The organism is Proteus hauseri (assembly GCF_040139125.1).
GTDB lineage: Bacteria > Pseudomonadota > Gammaproteobacteria > Enterobacterales > Enterobacteriaceae > Proteus > Proteus hauseri_B.
The window spans coordinates 459,945-482,441 of the sequence record NZ_JBEEUB010000002.1 but is presented as its reverse complement, the minus strand read 5'-3'; the positions used below and the strand labels follow the sequence as shown (position 1 = coordinate 482,441).

The 22,497-nt window shown below is 39.0% G+C and carries 19 protein-coding genes and 1 tRNA gene; 4 read left to right on the top strand and 16 right to left on the bottom strand.

The window, feature by feature from the left end; all coding sequences use genetic code 11:
• The first annotated feature begins 83 nt into the window (after nt 1-83).
• Complete coding sequence (locus tag ABN099_RS05180) at nt 84-296, top strand: TM2 domain-containing protein (protein ID WP_349462612.1); 213 nt, start codon at nt 84-86, stop codon at nt 294-296.
• A 79-nt stretch (nt 297-375) separates the two neighbouring features.
• On the opposite strand, the gene fbaA is transcribed toward ABN099_RS05180, so the two are convergent.
• The 9 genes from fbaA to dnaQ form a co-directional block, all read right to left on the bottom strand.
• Nucleotides 376-1,455 (bottom strand): class II fructose-bisphosphate aldolase, encoded by a 1,080-nt coding sequence (gene fbaA, locus ABN099_RS05175; RefSeq protein ID WP_349462611.1) that lies wholly within the window; start codon nt 1,453-1,455, stop codon nt 376-378.
• 66 nt (nt 1,456-1,521) lie between these two features.
• On the bottom strand, nt 1,522-2,685 hold the full coding sequence (gene pgk / locus ABN099_RS05170) for a phosphoglycerate kinase (RefSeq protein ID WP_349462610.1): 1,164 nt from the start codon (nt 2,683-2,685) through the stop codon (nt 1,522-1,524).
• A 117-nt stretch (nt 2,686-2,802) separates the two neighbouring features.
• A complete protein-coding gene (epd, locus tag ABN099_RS05165; protein WP_349462609.1) occupies nt 2,803-3,822 on the bottom strand; it encodes an erythrose-4-phosphate dehydrogenase in 1,020 nt (339 codons plus the stop codon).
• Nucleotides 3,823-4,080: 258 nt separating this feature from the next.
• The gene (gene tkt, locus ABN099_RS05160; RefSeq protein ID WP_349462608.1) at nt 4,081-6,075 is read right to left on the bottom strand and encodes a transketolase; all 1,995 of its coding nucleotides are present in this window, start codon (nt 6,073-6,075) and stop codon (nt 4,081-4,083) included.
• A gap of 579 nt (nt 6,076-6,654) precedes the next feature.
• Nucleotides 6,655-7,110 carry a hypothetical protein gene (locus ABN099_RS05155; RefSeq protein WP_349462607.1) on the bottom strand — a complete coding sequence of 152 codons (456 nt, stop codon included), beginning with the start codon at nt 7,108-7,110 and terminating at the stop codon, nt 6,655-6,657.
• 71 nt (nt 7,111-7,181) lie between these two features.
• Complete coding sequence (locus ABN099_RS05150; protein ID WP_349462606.1) at nt 7,182-7,511, bottom strand: hypothetical protein; 330 nt, start codon at nt 7,509-7,511, stop codon at nt 7,182-7,184.
• 3 nt (nt 7,512-7,514) lie between these two features.
• On the bottom strand, nt 7,515-7,901 hold the full coding sequence (locus ABN099_RS05145; protein ID WP_349462605.1) for an immunity 22 family protein: 387 nt from the start codon (nt 7,899-7,901) through the stop codon (nt 7,515-7,517).
• Between the two features lie 177 nt (nt 7,902-8,078).
• Nucleotides 8,079-8,155: transfer RNA gene (locus tag ABN099_RS05140), tRNA-Asp, on the bottom strand.
• Nucleotides 8,156-8,278: 123 nt separating this feature from the next.
• Entirely contained in the window at nt 8,279-9,031 is a 753-nt protein-coding gene (gene dnaQ, locus ABN099_RS05135; RefSeq protein WP_349462604.1) for a DNA polymerase III subunit epsilon, read from the bottom strand.
• A gap of 64 nt (nt 9,032-9,095) precedes the next feature.
• Between dnaQ and rnhA the strand changes: the two genes are divergently transcribed.
• Nucleotides 9,096-9,581, top strand: a complete 486-nt coding sequence (gene rnhA, locus ABN099_RS05130) for a ribonuclease HI (RefSeq protein ID WP_349462603.1) — start codon at nt 9,096-9,098, stop codon at nt 9,579-9,581.
• 17 nt (nt 9,582-9,598) lie between these two features.
• Here rnhA and ABN099_RS05125 read toward each other — a convergent pair whose 3' ends face one another.
• The gene (locus ABN099_RS05125; protein WP_349462602.1) at nt 9,599-10,312 is read right to left on the bottom strand and encodes a class I SAM-dependent methyltransferase; all 714 of its coding nucleotides are present in this window, start codon (nt 10,310-10,312) and stop codon (nt 9,599-9,601) included.
• A gap of 37 nt (nt 10,313-10,349) precedes the next feature.
• Between ABN099_RS05125 and gloB the strand changes: the two genes are divergently transcribed.
• The gene (gene gloB / locus ABN099_RS05120; protein WP_349462601.1) at nt 10,350-11,105 is read left to right on the top strand and encodes a hydroxyacylglutathione hydrolase; all 756 of its coding nucleotides are present in this window, start codon (nt 10,350-10,352) and stop codon (nt 11,103-11,105) included.
• Nucleotides 11,106-11,179: 74 nt separating this feature from the next.
• Nucleotides 11,180-12,511 carry a murein transglycosylase D gene (mltD, locus tag ABN099_RS05115; RefSeq protein ID WP_349462600.1) on the top strand — a complete coding sequence of 444 codons (1,332 nt, stop codon included), beginning with the start codon at nt 11,180-11,182 and terminating at the stop codon, nt 12,509-12,511.
• A gap of 245 nt (nt 12,512-12,756) precedes the next feature.
• On the opposite strand, the gene ABN099_RS05110 is transcribed toward mltD, so the two are convergent.
• The 6 genes from ABN099_RS05110 to rlmD form a co-directional block, all read right to left on the bottom strand.
• Nucleotides 12,757-14,139: an SLC13 family permease gene (locus ABN099_RS05110; protein WP_349462599.1), complete on the bottom strand. Its 1,383-nt coding sequence runs from the start codon at nt 14,137-14,139 to the stop codon at nt 12,757-12,759.
• A gap of 331 nt (nt 14,140-14,470) precedes the next feature.
• Nucleotides 14,471-15,772 (bottom strand): phosphopyruvate hydratase, encoded by a 1,302-nt coding sequence (gene eno, locus ABN099_RS05105; RefSeq protein ID WP_349462598.1) that lies wholly within the window; start codon nt 15,770-15,772, stop codon nt 14,471-14,473.
• A gap of 62 nt (nt 15,773-15,834) precedes the next feature.
• Nucleotides 15,835-17,472, bottom strand: a complete 1,638-nt coding sequence (gene pyrG / locus ABN099_RS05100; RefSeq protein ID WP_349462597.1) for a glutamine hydrolyzing CTP synthase — start codon at nt 17,470-17,472, stop codon at nt 15,835-15,837.
• A gap of 511 nt (nt 17,473-17,983) precedes the next feature.
• Nucleotides 17,984-18,769 carry a nucleoside triphosphate pyrophosphohydrolase gene (gene mazG / locus ABN099_RS05095; protein ID WP_349462723.1) on the bottom strand — a complete coding sequence of 262 codons (786 nt, stop codon included), beginning with the start codon at nt 18,767-18,769 and terminating at the stop codon, nt 17,984-17,986.
• A 102-nt stretch (nt 18,770-18,871) separates the two neighbouring features.
• Nucleotides 18,872-21,109, bottom strand: a complete 2,238-nt coding sequence (gene relA / locus ABN099_RS05090; protein WP_349462596.1) for a GTP diphosphokinase — start codon at nt 21,107-21,109, stop codon at nt 18,872-18,874.
• A gap of 55 nt (nt 21,110-21,164) precedes the next feature.
• Nucleotides 21,165-22,490, bottom strand: coding sequence for a 23S rRNA (uracil(1939)-C(5))-methyltransferase RlmD (gene rlmD / locus ABN099_RS05085; RefSeq protein ID WP_349462595.1), 1,326 nt, complete (start codon nt 22,488-22,490; stop codon nt 21,165-21,167).
• Nucleotides 22,491-22,497 lie beyond the last annotated feature (7 nt).

Below are 22,497 nucleotides of genomic sequence, written 5' to 3'. Positions count from 1 at the left end.
CTTAATGTAACTATTCAATTTTTATGGTTTATAAAAATAATAACCATCTACGTTAAATAAAATTTCAGATAGGAGAAGTTCTGATGAATGATAAAAATAAGCTATCAGCAGCATTATTAGCTATTTTTCTCGGTGGATTAGGAATACATAAATTCTATCTTCGCAAAGTAGGAATGGGAATTTTATATCTCTTATTTTGTTGGACTGGTATTCCCGCAATAATTGGTTTTATTGAAGGTATTTATTACCTCTGTATTTCAGATCAAACCTTTAATGAGAAATACAACCGCTATTAAGTTATGTAAAAATAGACTGTATATATAAAAAAACCCGCCTAATCAGCGGGTTTTTATTTCATCATAAAGAATGAATCAATTACAGTACATCAATTGAGTTCAGTTCTTTAAATGCTTGTTCTAAACGAACAACCATTGAAGTTTGTGCCTGACGTAACCAGTTACGTGGGTCGTAATATTTCTTGTTAGGTTTATCAGCACCTTCTGGGTTACCTAACTGACCTTGTAGATAGCCTTCGTTCTTTTTATAGAACTGTAAGATACCATCCCAAGTTGCCCACTGAGTATCTGTATCGATATTCATTTTAATAACACCATAGCCTACAGCTTCTTTGATTTCTTCTGCTGAAGAACCGGAGCCGCCGTGGAAAACGAAATCTAAGCTATTGTGTGGCAGGTTGAATTTCTCAGAAACATAGTCTTGTGAATTACGCAGAATTTTTGGCGTTAATTGTACGTTACCTGGTTTATAAACACCGTGAACGTTACCAAATGATGCCGCGATAGTGAAGCGTGGGCTAACGGCATTCAGTTTTTCGTATGCGTAAGCAACATCTTCTGGCTGAGTATATAGCGCAGAGCTATCCATACCCGTATTATCAACACCGTCTTCTTCACCACCAGTACAGCCTAATTCGATTTCTAAAGTCATATCGATTTTAGCCATACGCGCTAAATATTTAGCACAGATTTCAATGTTTTCTTCTAAAGACTCTTCTGACAAGTCAATCATATGAGAAGAGAACAGTGGTTTACCTGTTTTAGCGTAGTGTTTTTCACCTGCATCTAACAGACCATCAATCCATGGTAATAATTTTTTCGCACAGTGGTCAGTATGCAGAATAACGGGTACACCGTAATATTCAGCCATTTGGTGAACATGATGAGCGCCAGAAATTGCACCTAAGATTGCAGCTTGCTGAGGTACATCAGATTTAAGACCTTTACCTGCGATAAATGCAGCACCACCGTTAGAGAACTGTACAATAACAGGAGAACGAACTTTCGCAGCAGCTTCTAACACAGCATTGATTGAATCAGTACCAACGCAGTTAACCGCTGGCAGAGCAAATTTATTTTCTTTTGCTACTGCAAACACTTTTTGTACATCATCACCAGTGATGACACCCGGTTTTACGAAATCAAAAACTTTAGACATGTAATAAGATCCTATAATTGGAACAGGCAGAAAAAAGTCTTTCTACCTGTATGAGCAATGACTTAATTACTGTTTAGCGCGTTCTTCCAGCATTGCAACAGCAGGGAGTTTTTTGCCTTCTACGAATTCTAAGAAAGCACCACCACCAGTTGAAATGTAAGAGATTTTGTCTGCAATATCAAATAAATCAATCGCCGCTAGAGTATCACCACCACCGGCAATAGAGAATGCTTCACTATTTGCAATTGCGTTAGCAATAATTTCTGTACCTTTACGGAAATTAGGGAATTCAAATACACCTACTGGACCATTCCATAGAATGGTTTTCGCGTTTTTCAGGATTTCAGCTAAACGTTCAGCAGTAACATCACCGATATCCAGCACTTGTTCATCATCTTTGATGTCACTTGCTGATTTCAGTACTGCATCCGCAGTTTCAGAGAATTCAGTGGCAACACGAACATCCGTTGGTACTGGAATATCACATTTTTCCATCAGTTTTTTCGCATCATCAACCAGATCCGCTTCATAGAGAGAGCGACCTACTGGGTGACCTTCTGCTGCGATAAAGGTATTAGCAATACCACCACCAACGATGAGTTGGTCAGCAATTTTAGATAAGGAATCTAATACAGTCAGTTTAGTTGATACTTTAGAACCACCAACGATAGCAACCATTGGACGAGCTGGTTTGTCTAATGCTTTACCTAATGCTTCTAGTTCTCCTGATAGCAGAGGACCAGCACAAGCAACTTGTGCAAACTTAGCTACGCCGTGAGTAGATGCCTGAGCACGGTGAGCGGTACCGAATGCATCCATTACAAATACATCACACAGTGCAGCGTATTGTTTAGATAAGGTTTCGTCGTCTTTCTTTTCGCCTTTATTGAAGCGAACGTTTTCTAATACAACTAATTCACCAGTATTTACTTCAACGCCATTTAAATAATCTTTTGCTAGGCTAACTGGTGCAGTCAATTTGTCTTTCAGATAGTCAACAACTGGTTTTAAAGAGAACTCTTCGTTGTACTCACCTTCAGTAGGACGTCCTAAGTGAGAAGTTACCATTACTTTAGCGCCTTGTTTTAAAGCCGCTTCAATGGTTGGTAATGATGCACGAATACGTGCGTCGGAAGTCACTTTACCATCTTTAACTGGAACGTTCAGGTCAGCACGGATAAGAACTCGTTTACCGGCCAGGTCTAAATCGGTCATCTTAATTACAGACATGATGAATCCTCTCATTGATTCTCTAAAATTTAGTAATCTTCTGTTCAATACCTTGTATTTCAACGAAAAAGTATCATGACTTTCTCGTTTTTACGCGGCACCGTTATTAATACATGATTATTTAAAACCAGTAGCAGCCATTGCTAGCGTTGTATCAAGCATTCTGTTAGCAAAGCCCCATTCATTATCACACCAGACTAACGTTTTAATCAGATGTTGCCCACTAACCCTTGTTTGTGTGCCATCAACAATAGCACTGTGAGGGTCGTGGTTAAAATCAGTTGAGACTAATGGCAATTCTGTGTAATCCACTATACCACGAAATGCGTCTATTGCTGATTTTTGAATTAACCGATTGACATCTAACACATTTACGGCAGTTTTTACTGTGACACTTAAATCAATTGCGGTCACATTAATTGTAGGAACTCGTACAGAAATTGCCTCAAAATGATCTTTAAATTTTGGGAAAATTCGCGTGATCCCTGCTGCCAACTTTGTATCAACAGGAACGATTGATTGTCCTGCTGCTCGTGTTCGGCGTAAATCTTTATGGTATGCATCAATAACGGGTTGATCGTTCATTGCTGCATGTATTGTTGTTACTGTTCCTGATTCTATATCAAATGCATCATCCATCATTTTAATAATCGGTATAATGCAATTGGTGGTGCAAGAAGCATTTGAGACGATTCGGTGCTCTTTTTTTAGTTCATGTTGGTTGACACCAAATACAACCGTTGCATCTAAATCAACCGTACCCGGATGAGAAAAAAGTACTTTTTTTGCACCTTGTGCGATATGGGCATCACCATCAGCGCGCGAGCCATATACCCCACTGCAATCTAATACTACATCAATACCTAACTCACCCCAGGGTAATTCAGTAATTTCTGCATGATGAAATAATCGAATAGTATCATCACCCACTTGCAGTAAATCGTTATTGATGCGTACATCCCAAGCAAAACGACCATGGCTAGAGTCATATTTGAGTAAGTGCCCAATTCCTTGAGCATCCGCCAGTTCGTTTATCGCAACAACCGTAATCTCAGCACGTTTACCTGATTCATAAAGCGCTCTTAATACGTTACGTCCAATGCGACCAAATCCGTTAATAGCAACTCTGATAGCCATGTGACTCCCTTGATAACTTGTGATTATGCAACCGCCTAGAATAATAGAGCAAGATACTAATCAGCAGTGATAAATCAAGTAAATCTAAAATTTGTGGAGTCACCGACATTTTGGCTTCAACTGAAACGGTTCAGCTTATGGATAATCAGATTACGAGAAATGCGAGAAGATCGCAATAGTAAACAAAGATGGAAGGATAAAAAAAGAGCACATCTGAGAAATTCTTCCTCAAAATGTGCTCTTGTTAACACTTATTGATTATTTAAGTAAAGATTTTGCCTGTGTAACCACATTTTCCACAGTAAAACCAAACTCAACAAACAGTTCGTTTGCAGGCGCTGATTCACCGAAACTACGCATTCCAATAATTGCACCATCAAGACCAACATATTTGAACCAGTAGTCAGCAATACCTGCTTCAATAGCAACACGAGCTTTAACTGCCGCTGGTAATACTGCTTCACGGTAATCTGCATCTTGTTTATCAAATGCATCTGTTGCAGGCATAGAAACCACACGAACTTTACGACCTTCAGCGGTCAGTTGTTCATAAGCACTAACTGCCAATTCCACTTCAGAACCCGTTGCAATAAAGATTAATTCTGGTGTACCAGCGCAATCTTTCAGGATGTAACCACCCTTCTCGATATTTGCCAATTGTTCAGCAGTACGTGGTTGTTGTGCTAAGTTTTGACGAGAGAAAATCAGCGCAGTAGGACCATCTTTACGATCAATTGCATATTTCCATGCAACCGCAGATTCAACTTGGTCACATGGACGCCATGTGCTTACGTTTGGTGTTACACGCAGACTTGCCATTTGCTCAACAGGTTGGTGAGTTGGACCATCTTCACCCAGACCAATAGAGTCATGAGTATAAACAAAGATACTACGGATTTTCATCAGTGCAGCCATACGCACTGCGTTACGTGCATATTCCATAAACATCAGGAAAGTTGCGCCGTAAGGAACAAAACCGCCATGTAATGCGATACCGTTCATGATTGCTGACATTCCGAATTCACGAACACCATAATGAATATAGTTACCCGCTTTATCTTCGTTCAGTGCTTTAGAACCAGACCACATAGTCAGGTTACTTGGCGCTAAGTCCGCAGAGCCGCCCATAAATTCTGGCAATACTTTACCGAAGGCTTCTAATGCATTTTGAGACGCTTTACGGCTTGCAATGCTTGATGGATTCTGTTGCAGATTTTCAATAAATGCTTTGGATTCTGTTTCCCAATTTGCTGGTAATTCGCCAGAAACGCGACGTTTGAACTCAGCAGCTAATTCAGGGAATTTAGCAGCGTAAGCGGAGAATTTAACATCCCACTCAGCTTCTTTTGCTTGACCTGCTTGTTTAGCATCCCACTCTTTGTAAATTTCTTGTGGAATTTCGAAAGCACCGTATTCCCAACCTAATGCTTTACGAGTTTCTGCGATTTCTGCATCACCCAGTGGTGAACCATGAGAATCCGCAGTACCTGCTTTATGAGGAGAACCAAAACCAATAGTGGTTTTGCAGATCAGCAGTGAAGGTTTATCTGTGATCTGTTTTGCAGTTTCGATAGCTGCTTTGATGCTTGCAGCATCATGACCATCGATACCACTAATAACATGCCAGCCATAAGCTTCAAAACGCTCTGCGGTATTATCAGTAAACCAACCATGCACTTGACCATCAATGGAGATGCCATTGTCATCATAAAATGTAATTAGTTTACCCAGTTGTAATGTTCCAGCTAAAGAACATACTTCGTGAGAGATACCTTCCATCATACAACCATCCCCCATAAAGGCGTAGGTGTAGTGGTCTACGATATCATGACCAGGACGGTTAAATTGAGCCGCTAATGTACGTTCTGCTATCGCAAAACCCACTGCGTTTGCAATACCCTGACCTAAAGGACCCGTTGTGGTTTCAACACCTGGGGTATAACCATATTCTGGGTGACCGGGTGTTTTAGAGTGTAATTGACGGAAGTTTTTCAGATCATCTAACGAAACCTGATAACCAGACAGATGTAATAAGCTGTAGATCAGCATTGATGCATGGCCATTAGATAAAACAAAACGGTCACGATCAGCCCAGTTAGGGTTAGATGGGTTATGATTTAAAAAGTCACGCCATAATACTTCTGCAATATCAGCCATGCCCATAGGCGCACCAGGGTGTCCTGATTTAGCTTTTTGCACTGCATCCATACTTAAAAAACGGATCGCATTAGCAAGGGTTTTACGAGTGGTCATTTTCTACTCCAAGTCGGATAAAAAGCATCTAGATAGCTGATTCTCTCAATGCGGGCAATAAACCGCAATATAAAAAATCCACAAAGGTGGCTATCGTAATCAGCTAAAATCAATAATTCTTTGATTTACACAGCATTTTTCACGATTAAAACGGAAAATAACATTACACCACCGCACTGTTGCGCAACAAAGGTAGAAAAAAGACAATTATTTGCGCAATTGAGAAGCGTGCTATTAAACCTTAGCTTGATATCACTAATCAAGATAAAATTTCATTGCGCTTTTTTCCATCAAATCAAATAAATATCTTATTTGTTGCAATTATAGACTGATAGATCACTGTGCTTGTTATCGAATGGTAGAATAATCAGAAAGAAAAAGCGGAAAAAGCCAGTTTTGCTGTAGTTATTAAGCGAGTAACTTAATAAAAATTATCTGATTACTATGGGTGTGAAAAATAAAATGCTGTAGTAACAAGGTAGTAGCAGCAATGTTATTAATCATCGCTAGAAATAGGGACAATAAAATTGCCATCGCTAAAAATTAAAAATAGAAAATAGAAATAAAAAGAGAAGCTATTTAAATCACAACTCGCTTTTCTTGTGAAACACCAACAACCCAATGCCCTTTATAATAGAGCTCAACAATTTCTTTCCACTGCTCTCCAAGGTTAAAATAATCTTCCGTTAAATACTGCCTAAAGGCATAACATATCGCATTTTTGGCGGCTAAGTTAAAATCATGTGCTTTATATTTAAACATTTCAGCAGGCATGACTTTAATTTGCTGTGTAATTGTTTGCGTGATTATCAATCGCTGTTCTATCAATGTGTTAGGATTAATTTGCTTTTTATAAAAAGGATCTTCTTGAGTCGGAGAGGTTGGCAACCAGATAAAATCTAATGAAGAAAGAAGTAAGCTTTCAAGGCTTTCAATTTGGATCAGATTATTATCATCTAAATCTTTTTTTCCCATATTAGAGAAAAAAAACGTATTCTGTATCTTCTGTTGAATATCTTCAAAAAGAGTCATCATTAATCAGCTCAATAAACGCTACATTTATTCTAAATAGAGAATTGATAAAACATCCTCATTTTTCTTTAACATCAGAGCCAGCGCCCCATGGGAGAGTTCTCTTTCAAATTTTTATCAATCAATTCTGGCGTAATGATGTTTTGTTCAATAACAGGGAGCATAATTTCAGCTAAAATTTCGCCATCAATAAAACACCCCGTGTTACGAAATAAGAGAGTTAGCGCATCATTGATCAGCAATAATTCATTAAGCGCTTTCATTTCAATAATAAATTGAACAATATTCTGTTTTATTTCTTTGTTTTTTCTATATTCATCTTCTTCAGTAACAAAATCCTGATAATAAAAATCTTCTAATGCTTTTGATAGCTGATTTAAACGCGCACAATATTTCGTATTCACTAATCAATCACCATTAAATAAACCAATATATTTCAGTTCGTTATAACTTTTACTTCTATTTATTGATAACTCAGGATCTTGATACCAAAATATCGCATTAGCACTTTCAATACCCAATTTCTTACATATTGCTTTCACTACAGGGATTTCATTTTCATCAATTGCCGCTTCTAGTAATATTTCATCAAGTGTAATATTGCTTTTATAACGAGGTATAACGCCAATAAAATCATGATCGTACCAAGTTATACCAAGATCCTGACAAAACTCACAGACTTTATAGTTGGGATCATCAATGCCTGCCTCTAAATAATCTAATTCAAAATAAGCCTGATATTCAGCATCAGAAGAGAAGTTACTCCCCATCCATAAATGTACTCTGTTTTCCATATTTGATTACTCTGTAAATACAAGTGAGTGTAGTGTTTATTATTAGCTATCGAGAATAAAATAGTGATAACACATATTGAATGCAATAAATGTTTTTTCAAGAAAAAGAGAGAGAAGATCTATTTGGCAAGGTGAGAAAAACAAAAACCCCAGCATAAATGCTGGGGTTTGAAATGTTGGCGGAACGGACGGGACTCGAACCCGCGACCCCCTGCGTGACAGGCAGGTATTCTAACCAACTGAACTACCGCTCCGCGTATCCTTTCGGACGAGGTGAATATTACGAATCTCTTACCTTGTCGTCAACTGTTTTTCTAGCAAAATGATGCATTTGGACAGTTTTTAACCTCAAGTACTCTTTTATGCTTTTTTTATGCTCAAACGTTGTCATCGTTAGGGGTTGGACGCCATAAACAGTGTCCCCCTTTTTTTACCACTAAGTCTAAGCGAGACTCGTGTTCAACCAACTCTTCTGCCGTGGCTTTAATCACTCTTAGACCTGATTCTGGGCGAACGATACGTTGTATCTCATTGCGCTCTTGCTCATCGTGCGATTCACCTTCCATAGAGAAAGTTAACGCCGTCTGACCCCCTGTCATTGCTAGATAAACATCAGAGAGTATCTCAGCATCCAATAACGCGCCATGAAGTGTACGCTTGGAGTTATCAATTAAATATCGATCACATAAAGCATCAAGATTATTTCGCTTACCGGGAAATAATTTTCTTGCAAGCACAAGGCTGTCTGTGATTTGGCAAAAGGTTTCCGTTGGTGGAATATCACGATTGAGTTTTCTAAATTCGTAGTCCATAAAACCGATATCAAACGATGCGTTATGAATAATCAGTTCTGCGCCACGAATATATTCTAAAAATTCATCAGCAATATCCGCAAATGAGGGCATATCTTCAAGAAATTCATCACTAATACCATGAACTTCAAATGCTTCAGGATCAACTAGTCTTTCAGGCTTAACATAAACGTGGAAATTTCGCCCTGTTAATCGGCGATTGATTACCTCTACGGCACCAATTTCGATGATATTATGGCCTTCATAATGAACGCCCAGCTTGTTCATACCCGTTGTTTCGGTATCAAGTACAATTTGTCGTGTGATTGGAGTGCTCATAATCCGTTTTTATGTCAGACTTAGGGTTAGTTTTCGCAATAATTTAAAAGGATAAGTCGCCTTTATGCATAAGCAGGTAGAAATATTCACCGATGGTTCATGTTTAGGCAACCCAGGTCCCGGTGGTTATGGTGCTATTTTACGTTACCAACAACATGAAAAAACCCTAAGTGAAGGTTTTTTTATGACCACCAACAACCGAATGGAACTTCTTGCTGCTATCGTAGCATTAGAAGCATTAAAATTCCCTTGTAAAATTACACTGACAACAGACAGCCAGTATGTAAGACAAGGTATCACCCAGTGGATCCATAGTTGGAAAAAACGCCAATGGCGTAAAGCAGATAAAAGCCCAGTATTAAATGTCGACTTATGGAAACGGCTTGATAAAGCTATCACTCCCCATGAAATAGAATGGCATTGGGTTAAAGGCCATGCGGGTCATGACGAAAATGAGCGCTGTGATGTCTTAGCCAAAGAGGCGGCATCAACACCGACTAAAGAAGACACTGGCTATATCGCAAGCCAACAAGATAAAACAACTGAGTAATACGACGAGTAATTATATTATTCAGGTCGATTACGTGTTGCACCCAAGACTCTTCCTTTTACACTCAAGCGTGGCAATGCAAATTTCATTGCAGTGGGTGTTAAAGGAAAGGTTCTTTTACGCGCAATAATTAAATTTAAACATCCACCTGTATGATAGCGGCTACCATCACGTTTTATTGGTCGTGAAAATGGCATAATTTGAAAATTCTGCTGAGTCATCACTTCATAATTGAGAAGACTAAGCCAGTCAATTTGACGTCGGAGCGAAAACATCCGACAAAAATAAGGCTGCTTTTGCCTTAAAAAAGGCGTGCATTTACCTAATCCAAGTAGGCTAATGGGATTAAAGCTGGTTAGGACTATCCAACCATCATCAACTAAAACACGATCAGCTTCTCGCAGTAACCAATGTGGATCTGCACTGTAATCTAAAACATGAGCCATAAGACAAACATCGATAGATTTGTTCTCAAATGGTAAATAATTTAGTGATGCAATAACATCCGTATTTGTGGCATTAGTACTAACATTAACTTGATGTGAGACTGGACTTAACGTGGTATCAATTTCAGCACTAAGCTGACCTAGTTTTAGCATATGAAAACCATACATTTTCGGCCACAAATGCTGTAAACGTAGTTCTATTGCCATACGGTAGTATTCACCCCAAGGAATGTTACGCCAAGAATCAGGCATGACCATTGGTTTTACCGAACGTGCTGCTTTCATCGTTGAACCCTTTATATTTATAAGTAAGGTAACTTATATGGAGCTTATCAGAATTCCTGCTTTATCCGATAACTACATTTGGCTATTAAGTAATGAAAATAGTGAATGTGTGATTGTTGATCCCTCACAAGCAGAGCCCGTTATTGGAATGCTCTCTCAACGTTCACTTACACCTGTCGCTATTTTATTAACACATCATCATGATGATCATGTAGGTGGTGTGGCTGATTTGGTAAAGAAATACCCTAGCATTCCTGTTTTTGGTCCAAAAGAGACACAAGATAAAGGCGCAACAAGCATTATCCATGATCAAGAAAAAATTATTGCTGGTTCCTTTTTATTTCATGTCATTGGTACACCCGGTCATACTCTAGGTCATGTTTCTTATTATTCTGAGCCCTATTTATTCTGTGGAGATACGCTTTTTTCTGGTGGTTGTGGTCGTTTATTTGAAGGTACTGCACAACAGATGTTTAGCTCTTTACAAAGACTCAGCGCCTTACCTGATAACACCTTAATTTGTTGTGCCCATGAATACACCCTTTCTAACATGACCTTTGCACATCATATCATGCCAGAAAATGCACTTATCACCGATTATTTAAGCCAAGTTAGTGAAATGCGTAATAATTCACAACCAACTGTGCCAATAACGCTAAAAAATGAAAAGAATATTAATCTTTTTTTGAAATCTGACGATATTGATTTACAAAGGATTTTAGGTATAACCACTAATACTTATGCTCCAATTAAGACATTTACAAAATTAAGAGAATTAAAAGACAACTTTTAATTGCTAAGTGTTGTTTTATTTTGGTGCACTCAGTATTATCTGGTTCAAAAAACATACAGGATGAATTTTCTATTATGAAGACAAAAGCGATTTTGTTCTCCATATTGCTATTAGCAGGCTGTCAGCAATCTGAGAACATTAAACCCAATTTGTCTGCGATAACGCCCCCACCGAAAGGATCTTCAACTTCCTATCAACCACAAATTGATGTTAAAACCAATTTGTGGGGTTATGTAGTAAGTGAATTAAAAATGGATATCCCTGAAAATGAAAGGATCTCGCAGCAAGAAGTTTATTTTTTAAATAACCCAAAACATATACAGACTGTTGCTTCTCGTGCAGAGCCTTATATGTATTGGATTATTGAGGAAATAAAAAAACGTGATTTACCGATGGAGTTGGCTCTCGTTCCCGTTGTAGAAAGTGCGTTTAATCCTCATGTTACCTCTTCCGCTAAAGCTGCTGGTCTATGGCAATTTGTTCCTATTACAGGAAACTACTATGGATTAGCTCAAAATCAATGGTATGACGGTCGCCGAGATGTTGCCGCATCAACCAATGCAGCACTTGATTTGCTTGAAAGACTTTATGTTATGTTTGATAACGATTGGGCACTTGCTTTAGCCGCTTATAATGCAGGTGAAGGTCGTGTTATGCAGGCAATAAAAGCCAATGAGAGCAAAGAATTGCCCACAGATTACTGGTCGCTTTCTTTACCCAAAGAGACCATGAATTACGTCCCTAAAATTCTGGCATTAAGCAAAGTTATTCGTGAAAACGAAGAAAATATTACCTTCCCCAAAAGTAACTATCGCGATAGAGCTTTAGGCAGTATTGATGTTGGTGAGCAAATTACGCTTAGCAAAGTTGCTGAACTTAGCCAATTACCTATCAATACCGTAAAAGATTACAACCCGGGCTATAAACGTGGGATCACTGCACCTAATGGTCCACACGTGATTATGTTGCCAAGAAATAAGCTTGATCAATTTCGTAATGCCTTTGAAGATGAAGCTGTGCTTGAGACAATTCGTTTAGCCGTTGCTAAAGCTAATCAATCTATTAAGCAAGAAGGGGTTTATAAAGTTCGTTCTGGTGACTCTTTTTATGCCATTGCGAGTCGCTATAATATGAGCGTAAAAGAGTTACAACGTATTAATGGATTAGGCGCCAAAAGCACACTGTTAGTTGGTCAGACACTAAAAATTCATAATGCGAATAGCACCAGCAATACCACTGTCACCAAACCGAATAAACCATCACCAAGTTACTATAAAGTACGTCAAGGTGACTCTTATTACAGTATTGCTCGCCGTCATGGTATTAACCTTAAGCAGTTAATGGGTTGGAACGCTGACATTAAAATGTTGAAACCAGGCACTCAGTTAACGCTGTATATTAAATAACTAAAACCACGGTCATCGTTAAACCATTTTAAAAGCCATCTATCTGTTGAATACCTTAGCGGTTAAAACAGAGATGGCTTTTTTATTGCTCTATATAATTAATTGGGTTTATGTTTAATACCTAAGTTAACGCTGTTTTAAGACTTTTAACTTCTCTGTACTTTGCATCAAAAAACCAATAAAAAGCGCCTGATATTACTATCAAGCGCTCTTTTTACTCTTTCATTTTGGTTACATCGATAATCTTATAACCAGAAGAACCACGCAAACAGAGAGATAACTAAAATACAGACAAGGTTAAGCACCCCACCTACACGCACCATCTCTTTTTGCTTGATATAACCAGAACCAAAGACTATTGCATTTGGTGGTGTAGCAACTGGTAACATAAAGGCACAAGAAGCACCGATACCAATAATCATGGTTAATGCCATTACAGGCATACCTAATGCTTGAGCAACGGTTGCAAAGATAGGAACTAATAGCGCAGCACTGGCGGTATTACTGGTAAACTCAGTTAATACAATGATAAAGGTTGTTACTGCCAGAATAATCACAAACCAGTGGCTATTACCAAAGGTATTTTTCATAAAGTCGGCCATAACAAGGCTAGCACCTGACGTTTGTAAGATTGCGCTTAGTGTTAAACCACCACCAAACAGCATCAGTACGCCCCACTCGGTGTTTTCTTGGATTTGAGTCCAGCTTGCAACACCCGTTACGCCAATCACAATAGCAGCACTTACCGCAATCACAGTATCAAGATCTTTTACACCACCAAGAGCACTGCTGATGAAAGAGCTGAAGATCCAGCAAAATACAGTGACTAAGAAGATAATCATGGTGATAACACGTTTGTTATTCCACTCTAATACTTCTAATTTCAGATCAAATTTATGTTTTAAATTAGGACGCAACATCAAGTACATCACAATAAACATGATAGGCAATAACACCACCATGATTGGAATACCGTACTTCATCCATGTAATGAAATCTAAATTCAACTGAGCCGCTGCTATCGCATTTGGTGGGCTACCTACAAGTGTTCCTAAACCACCGATACTGGCACTATAAGCCACACCCAGTAGAACAAACACAAAGGTGTTACGTTCTGAGCGAATATCCAAGTTAGATAAAATACCTAATACTAATGGCAACATCATTGCGGCGGTTGCTGTATTACTGATCCACATTGATAACAGTGCAGTGACACCAAATAACAGTAATACGGCAATAGATAACTTACCTTTTGCAATCATCAGTAAGCGATTAGCAATTAAGCGATCAAGCCCCTGAATATGCAAGGCAGTTGCTAATGCAAAACCACCAAAGAATAAGAAAATAATAGGATTTGCAAATGATTTTAATGATTCATTAGTGTTCATCAACCCTAATACAACAGCCATAATAGGGATGAATAATGCAGTAATAGTTACGTGAATAGCTTCTGTCAGCCATAGCACACCAACAAACACCATTAATGCCAAACCGGCATTAGCCTTAGGGTCATAAGGTAAAAACTCTAGCAAAAGTAATAATAAAATTACATCAATTACCAGAATAATTAACCCTCGTTTGTTTATCGGGCTTGATTTCGCCGATGGGGCTAAATTGGACGCGTCCATGATTAATACTCCACATTAGCTGATATGAACATTGGGTTCAGTAAGCCATAATTGTTAACGAAATAGGTTATATGTGAAATATAAAAACATTTCACTCCATTGAAAATGTGCAAAATCAATAATTGGGATCTCATCCACGACAATTAATCAATTTATTAATAAAAGAGTACAAATTGAACACTATTTTCACTTACTCATCACACTTTTCAGCGCAAGATAATAAAAAATATTTCTTTTTTTTTCATTCAATAAGCAAAAAATGGGCAAAAAAATGGGTGAACACAAGGTTCACCCATTTACAATTAATTAGATAAATTAATCAAAGTAGCAATTATGCTTGGCCTTTAACTTCTTTCAGACCGTTGAAAGGTGCTTTGCTACCTAACGCTTCTTCAATGCGGATCAGTTGGTTGTACTTAGCAACACGGTCAGAACGGCTCATAGAACCCGTTTTGATTTGACCTGCTGCTGTACCTACTGCTAAATCAGCAATAGTTGCATCTTCTGTTTCGCCTGAACGGTGAGAGATAACAGCAGTATAACCTGCATCTTTCGCCATTTTGATCGCTGCCAGAGTTTCTGTCAGTGAACCGATTTGGTTGAATTTGATCAGGATTGAGTTAGCAATGCCTTTATCAATACCTTCTTTCAGGATCTTGGTGTTAGTTACAAACAGGTCGTCACCAACCAGTTGGATTTTGTCGCCAAGAACTTTAGTTTGGTAAGCAAAGCCATCCCAGTCTGATTCGTTTAAACCATCTTCGATAGAAACGATTGGGTACTGTTTAGTCAGTTCTTCTAAGTAATGAGTGAACTCTTGTGAAGTGAAGGTTTTGCCTTCGCCTTTCAGTTCGTAGTTACCGGTTTCATTGTTGTAGAACTCAGAAGCTGCACAGTCCATAGCCAGAGTAACGTCTTTACCTAAAACGTAACCTGCTTTTTCAACTGCTTCTTTGATAGCAGCTAATGCAGCAGCGTTAGATTCTAAGTTAGGTGCATAACCACCTTCATCACCAACTGCAGTGCTCATACCTTTAGATTTCAGAACTTTCGCTAAATGATGGAAAATTTCTGAACCCATACGAACGGCTTCTTTCAGAGAAGGAGCGCCTACTGGTTGGATCATGAATTCTTGGATATCAACGTTGTTATCTGCGTGCTCACCACCGTTGATGATGTTCATCATTGGCAGAGGCATAGAGTATTGACCGTGAGTACCATTCAGATCAGAAATGTGCTCGTACAAAGGCATACCTTTCGCTGCTGCCGCTGCTTTTGCGCTTGCTAAAGAAACCGCTAGGATTGCGTTTGCACCAAAGTTTGATTTGTTTTCAGTACCATCTAAATCGATCATGATTTTATCGATATTAGCTTGGTCTTTAGCATCCTGACCCAAAATAGCTTTAGCAATAGGACCATTAACAGCAGAAACTGCTTTCAGAACACCTTTACCTAAAAAGCGAGATTTGTCGCCATCACGTAATTCTAAAGCTTCACGAGAACCTGTTGATGCGCCTGATGGAGCAGCCGCCATACCAACGAAACCACCTTCTAAGTGAACTTCCGCTTCAACTGTTGGGTTGCCACGAGAATCGATAATTTCACGACCAAGTACTTTAACGATTTTGGACATTCGGTTTTCCTCTGTACAAGTTAAATTTCCGAGAAGAGATACCCTATCTCTTCTCATATATCCTATTTTAGCAAGCCTCTTTGGTTATCAAAGGCTGCTTTCACAAAGCCAGCAAATAACGGATGGCCGTCACGTGGCGTTGAGGTAAACTCAGGGTGGAATTGACAAGCAACAAACCAAGGATGATTTGGATTCTCAATAATTTCCACCAGTTTGTTATCTACTGAACGACCCGCGATACGTAAACCCGCATCTTCGATACGTTTTAACAGCAGATTGTTCACTTCATAACGATGACGATGACGCTCTGTAATGGTGTTTCTGCCATATAGGGTACGCACTAAGCTGTCACCACTTAAATGGCAAGGTTGAGCACCAAGGCGCATCGTACCGCCTAAATCACTTGAATCTGTACGAACTTCCAGATTACCATTTTCATCACGCCATTCAGTGATAAGCGCAATAACAGGATATTTGCAGTCTGGTGCAAATTCTGTTGAGTTCGCATCTTCCATATTTGCAACATTACGCGCAAATTCAATCATAGCGACCTGCATACCCAAGCAAATGCCTAAGTAAGGGACTTTATTTTCGCGAGCATATTGAGCAGCAATAATTTTGCCTTCAACACCACGTTCGCCAAAACCACCAGGTACTAAGATTGCATCTAACCCTTTAAGCATTTCAATGCCGCGGGTTTCAACATCTTGCGCATCAATTAGTTTGATGTTTACAGTTACACGACTTTTGAATCCGCCATGTTTTAGCGCTTCAATCACTGATTTATAGGCGTCTGGTAATTCAACATATTTACCCACCATACCAATGGTGACTTCGCCTTCAGGATTCGCTTCTTCAAAAATAACTTGTTCCCATTCTGCAAGATTTGCGACTGGGCAATCCAAGCTGAATCGTTTACAGATATAATCATCTAATCCCTGAGATTTCAAGAGTGCAGGAATTTTATAAATGGAATCGACATCTTTTAACGAGATAACCGCTTTCTCTGGAACATTACAAAACAGTGCAATTTTCGCACGTTCATTAGCTGGAATAACGCGGTCTGAACGACAGATCAACGCATCAGGCTGAATACCGATAGAGAGCAGTTCTTTTACTGAGTGCTGTGTAGGTTTAGTTTTTACTTCACCCGAAGCGGCTAAATAAGGCACCAAGGTTAAATGTAGGTAGAACGTATGTTCACGACCCACTTCTGCTGCCATTTGGCGAATAGCTTCTAAGAATGGTAAAGATTCGATATCACCGACTGTTCCGCCAATTTCAACTAAAACCACATCATGGCCTTCACCGCCACGGATGATGCGTTCTTTAATTTCATTAGTGATATGAGGGATAACTTGAATTGTTGCACCAAGGTAGTCACCGCGACGCTCTTTGCGTAATACTTCAGAGTACACGCGACCTGCCGTAAAGTTATTACGACGCGTCATTTTGGTGCGAATAAAGCGCTCATAGTGCCCTAAGTCGAGATCCGTTTCAGCTCCATCGTCAGTGACGAAGACTTCCCCGTGCTGAATTGGGCTCATAGTACCTGGATCGACGTTAATGTACGGATCCAACTTCATCATGGTGACATTGAGTCCACGGGCTTCGAGTATAGCCGCCAAAGAGGCTGCGGCAATGCCTTTACCCAGAGAGGATACGACCCCGCCGGTCACAAAAATATAATTCGTTTTCATGCTGAACCTGAAAGTTTAGGTGTATTAGGATGATGGATATAACTGGACGGGAACACAGTATACCCGAACCTTATTTTCGCTACAAACATTCTTAGTAGTATAAAGTTCTTTTTCATCACGCCACTTATCCGTTTAAACACGAAAAAACAGTAAAAATTCAATAAACTAAACCCGTGAAAATATTTCTCAACCATTTTAGCTTAATCCTTTCAGCTAAGATATCACTTTTACTGAATAGATGCTTTATTTTTTTCACGGTATTAAGTGTAGCAGGTTTATAGAGAGATCTTTTGTTTAGGATCATGTGTTTAATTTTTTTGATGCAAATCACAAATTTTATGTAAACTAATGCAATTAAAAATTTTACTTTATATAAAAACAAAAAAACGAAATTACATTTTATAATTTCGCCTTTTCTAATTTTTTATAAATAGGGTCTAAAAAAAGTTTTTTTTTCGCACAATTTTTACCGCATTTAATGTCACATCAGAATAAATTTGCGTGTCACAACTCACTCAATTTGTTGTTTTTTAGCTTGCTGCCAACTGAGCTCCATCTCTTCCAATGTCGCATTTTCTATGCCTTTACCTTGTTCTGTTAAATTTTTTTCAACGAAACGAAAACGTTGTTCGAACTTACGACATGCTCGATGTAGTGCTTGCTCTGGTTTTTGTTTTAAATGGCGGGATAAATTCACCACGGAAAACAATAAGTCACCGAGCTCATCTTCAATTCGTGAATTATCTTTAGGCTCTCTTTTTACCTCAGCAAGAACTTCATCAATTTCTTCGTAAACCTTGCCTAAAACAGGCTCTAACTCACGCCAATCAAAACCTACTGTGGCACAACGCTTTTGAATTTTTTCAGCTTTCATTAATGCGGGCAGTGCGGCAGGAATATCATCAAGTAATGAGTATTGTGCTTTTGCTTCACGTTCTTGAGATTTTAATTTTTCCCAACTGGGTTTAGTTTGCTCAGTTTCATTAGCAAAAATATGAGGATGTCGACGCTCTAATTTATTGCTTATCGCTTTACACACATCATCAAAATCAAATAAATTTTGCTCTTGTGCCATACGTGAATAAAAAACCACTTGGTAAAGTAAATCACCTAACTCTTCTTTTAGGTCAGAAAAATCTTTACGTGTAATCGCGTCTAAAACTTCATAAGTCTCTTCTAAGGTATAAGGTGCGATAGTGTCAAAAGTCTGCACTTTATCCCATTCACACCCTGTTTCAGGATCACGCAGCTGCGCCATAATTTCTAATAAACGAAAGATTTCACGATTTTCTGACATCATATTGCCTTTTAAATAAGAGTGAACTTTATCCTGTTTAACCCATTTTTAGATAAAAAAATGCCGAGAACAGTTGTCTCGGCATCTTATCATTTTAATGTTTTAGTGAGAAAAACGTTTTGCTTCTATCACATCAGGTAGCTGATTTAACTTAGCAAGAATACGACCTAATACTTGGAGATTATAAATCTCAATATTCATATCGATAGTTGCAAGTTGTTGTTTCACATCACTACGGCTACTTACACCAAGTACGTTCACTTTCTCATTTGCCAAAATTGTCGTGATATCACGTAATAACCCACTACGATCATTGGCAATAACACGAACAACAAGTGAATAACCACTAGAGTAATTCTCACCCCAAACAGCATCAACAATGCGCTCAGGTGCATGAGAAAGCAGTTCGGCTAGCTGTTCACAGTCTGAACGGTGAATAGAAATACCACGACCTTTAGTAATAAAGCCGACAATATTATCGCCAGGAATAGGCTGGCAACAACGTGCAATGTGGTGCATTAAATTACCCACACCTTCAACCACAATACTGCCACCAGAGCCGGTTGTTCTTGGCGCTGGAACTTTATTTTCTAACGAGCGAAGTGCTTCTTTATCTTCATCTTCTGCTGTGGCTTTATTCAATCTACTTTGAATAAAATTCACAAGCTGATTAATTCTGATATCACCTATACCAATACCCGCTAACACTTCATCGACACTATGAACGTTATAACGTGCAATTAGCAGCTTCTCAGCATCTTTCATATTGATATCTAGATGCGCCAATTCGTTATCGAGGATTTGGCGACCCGCAAGAATATTTTTATCTCTATCTTGTTTACGGAACCAGTTATGAATTTTTGCACGACCACGACTAGTTGTGACATAACCCAAGTTTGGATTTAACCAATCTCGACTTGGATTAGGGTGTTTTTGTGTAATAACTTCGATCTGATCGCCCATTTGTAACTGGTAGCTAAAGGGAACAATTCGTCCACCAATTTTGGCACCAATACAACGATGTCCGACATCACTATGAATATGATAAGCAAAATCAAGCGGTGTTGAACCCGCAGGTAAATCGATAACATCACCTTTTGGCGTAAACACATACACTCGGTCATCAAACACCTGACTACGAACTTCATCCAGCATTTCGCCAGAATCTGCCATCTCTTCTTGCCATGCAATCAGTTTACGTAACCAAGCAATGCGGTTTTCATAGCTTCCTGTACCGCCTTTCGTCGCAGCGCCCGTTGCACCTTCTTTATATTTCCAGTGTGCAGCAACACCTAATTCAGCATCTTCATGCATTTGGCGAGTACGTATTTGAATTTCTAAGGTTTTACCTTCAGGACCTAATACCACCGTATGAATTGATTGATAGCCATTAGGCTTAGGGTTAGCAACATAGTCATCAAACTCATCCGGTAAATGGCGATAATGCGTATGCACAATACCTAATGCAGCATAACAATCTTGTAGGCGTTCAACCACGATACGCACCGCTCGTACATCAAATAGCTCATCAAATGCCAGCGATTTTTTCTTCATTTTACGCCAGATACTATAGATGTGTTTGGGACGTCCATAGATATCAACTTCAATGTTCTCTTGTTTCATATAACCACGGACAGTATTAACAAAATTATCAATATACTGCTCACGATCAATACGACGTTCATGAAGTAATTTAGCTATTTTTTTGTATTCATCAGGATGAAGATAACGGAAGCAAAAATCTTCTAATTCCCATTTTAATTGCCCAATACCCAATCGATTGGCTAATGGCGCATAAATATTAAAACACTCTTTAGCGGCAAGAACACGTTCGTCTTCAGTGGCATCTTTTACTTCACGTAAATGAGCAATACGTTCTGATAATTTGATAACCACACAGCGGAAATCTTCCACCATCGATAACAACATACGACGCACATTATCAACTTGTACCGAACTCATCTCATTGGTATGAGTCGCTTTTAATTGCCGTATTGCGTCCATTTCCATAACGCCACGGACTAAACTCCAAATAGCATCACCAAAATGTTCAGTAATAATTTCCTGATCAATAAGATTTATATCGGCAAGAGGGAAAAGAAGTGCTGCCCTCATGCTGTCTTTATCCATGCTCAGTGTTGAAAGAAGCTCAACCATTTCAACACCACGCCATAGCAGCAATTCGGCATCTTCATGCCCTTGAACCGTGCGATGACAATATTCCCAGGTTTGCATGATTTCACTACCTGCGTTGGCATGGGTTAAATTCAAACTATTTACCCATTTATCAACAGCAAACTCTCCTGCAGGAGTTAAGTGAGCACTTCTAACTGCAACCATATTCTCTCCCTACCCGATATAAATCTTATTGGCGACTTATTTACTGACGAGGCGTCTATTTACGACAAAACAGCGCCATAGATTCTAGATGCCCCGTTTGTGGAAACATATCCAACATTTTTAAACACGTTAGCTGGTATCCTGAATCTAATAATACCTTACTATCTCTCGCTAACGTGGTCGGATTACAGGAGACATAAACTATTTTTTCTGCGGATAACCTCACAATATGAGACATTACCTGCGCAGCTCCTGCCCTTGCGGGATCTAACAGTACTTTGTTAAATCCTTCTTTTGCCCACGGCATCATCGAAAAATCAGCCGACAAGTCGGCATGCCAAAAATGAACATTATTTAATTGGTTACGTTCTGCATTTTTTTTCGCCATTGCAACTAATGCAGGAACGCCTTCAATACCAACCGCTTCACTAACTTCTTTTGCGATAGGTAAGGTGAAATTTCCCATTCCACAAAACAGATCAAGTACACGATCTGTTGGCGATAAATCTAACCATTCAATAGCTTGCGCCACCATTTTAGGATTAATTTCATCATTAACTTGAATAAAATCCGTTGGAGCAAACTGCAGATTTAGACTCTCTATCTGATAAAAGGGTTCCCACTGCGTTGATGTTAATCGTGCTATCTTGTCGTTTTCTCCTGCAAGGTAAACAGTTACTTGATTATGATGAGAAAACTCACGCAAATTTTGTTGATCATTTTCAGACAGTGGCGATAAATGGCGTAAAATTACCAGTGGTCCATTATCAGCAAGGACCATTTCTACATGCCCTAAATCACGAACAGCGGATAACTGTTTAAGACAATCCCATAGCGGAGATAGCAATGCATTTAATTGTGGTTTTAATACTGGGCACTCTTTTATCATCACTAGATCATTAGAGCGCTCTTGGCGAAATCCCATCACTAAACCGCTTTCAGGGTGATAACGCAAACCGAGTCTTGCTCTGCGTCGATAACCATACTCTTCACCAGCAATTACTGGCTCTGCACTAATCACCACATTGGTTTCGCGTTTAATGAGATGAGATAAAACACTCGCTTTTGTCGCGCGTTGCAGCGCAATAGGTACATGCTGTTGTTGGCAACCACCACAACGTTCATAGTAACGACAGTGAGGAGTTATTCGCAGTGAGCTTGTGGTTAAGCGTTTGATCACTTCACCTTTAGCAAACTGACGCTTTTCTTCAGTTAAGCGAATCCGGGCAGTTTCATCGGGTAATAATCCCTTAACGAAAATTGTTTTGCCTTCAGCATGAGCAATACCTTGACCATTAGCATCCAATGCGCTGGCGGTCACTTCCAGAGTGGTAGCCTGTTTCTTAGCAGACCGTTTTTTCGGGGAATAAAACTGCACCATAGTATTA